Source organism: Streptomyces sp. CO7, from assembly GCF_053474865.1.
Genome location: NZ_JBRIOU010000009.1, coordinates 249,989 through 251,190 on the forward strand (window position 1 = coordinate 249,989; position 1,202 = coordinate 251,190).

Consider the following 1,202-nt stretch of genomic DNA (forward strand, 5'->3'; position numbering starts at 1 on the left):
GTGGGCGTCGGGGCCGGGGTCTGGGGGGTGCAGTTGCCGTCCGAGACGCGCAGGCCCTTGTTCGCGCCGGCCGTCTGGCTCACCACGCTCGGCACGCAGTTCGCCGCGTCCAGGCTGTAGCCGTACGGCACGGAGACCGTCGTGTTCGACTGCGGGTTCGGGCCGGCCGGGTTGGTGTCGCCGCTCCTGCTGGACCAGGTCACGTTGTCGAAGATGTTCCCGGAGACCTGCCAGTAGCCGGCCGCGTCCGTGTAGAAGGTGCCCAGGACGTCCTTGGAGTCCTCGAAGTAGTTGTTGTCGACCTTCGCGCGGGCCCCGGCACGGGAGTTGATGCCTGACTCGTTGAGGTTCCGGTAGTGGTTGTTGTAGATGTGGGCCACGCCGCCGCGCAGCAGCGGGGTACGGGAGTCGATGTTCTCGTACAGGTTGTGGTGGAAGGTCACGTAGCCGTTGCTGACGTCGCTCTCGCTGGACCCGATCAGGCCGCCGCGGCCGGAGTTGCGCAGCGTGCTGTAGGAGAGCGTGACGTACTGCGTGTTGTCCTTCATGTCGAACAGGCCGTCGTAGCCCTCCGACTCGCCGCCCGACGCCTCCAGCGTGGTGTGGTCGACCCAGACGTTGCGGACGTCGCTCTCCATGCCGATGGCGTCGCCCCCGTTGGAGGTGGGCGAGCCCGACTTCTTGACGTTCCGGACGGTCACGTTCTGGATGATGATGTTGCTGGACTCCCTGATGTGGATGCCCAGTTGATCGAAGACGGCGCCGCCGCCGACACCGACGATGGTGACGTTGCTGATCTGCTTGAGCTCGATCACGCCACTGGCGGTGCTGCAACTGCCGCCCGACACCTGGCTGGTGTTCGCGTGGTTGATCGTTCCCTCGACCTGGATGACGATCGGGGTGCTCCGGCTGGCCCGGTTGCACAGGGCCGTGTGGATCGCGGTTCCGGTCGTGGCGCGCACGGTCTGACCGCCCGCGCCTCCGGTGGTGCCGCCGTTCTGGGTGGCGAAGCCGGTGGCCCCGGCGGCGGCGGCCGACGCCGTGGGCATCGACAGCATCACCCCGGTCGCCGCGGCGACCGCACCGGTCGCCAGAGCCGCACCGAGCCGTAATGCGACGCGTCGTCTCATCCTCGTTCGTCCTTTCGTCCTCGCCGTACGCCGAGTCGGGCGCGTGACGGCAGTGTGGGGGCGGTCCTGCGG

At 68.1% G+C, this 1,202-nt stretch carries 1 protein-coding gene; it reads right to left on the reverse strand.

Features of this window, described 5'->3' with window-relative positions; genetic code table 11:
* A partial coding sequence (locus ACOV8S_RS27700; RefSeq protein ID WP_448321181.1) for a pectate lyase family protein occupies positions 1-1,130 on the reverse strand: 1,130 nt, incomplete at its 3' end.
* Positions 1,131-1,202 lie beyond the last annotated feature (72 nt).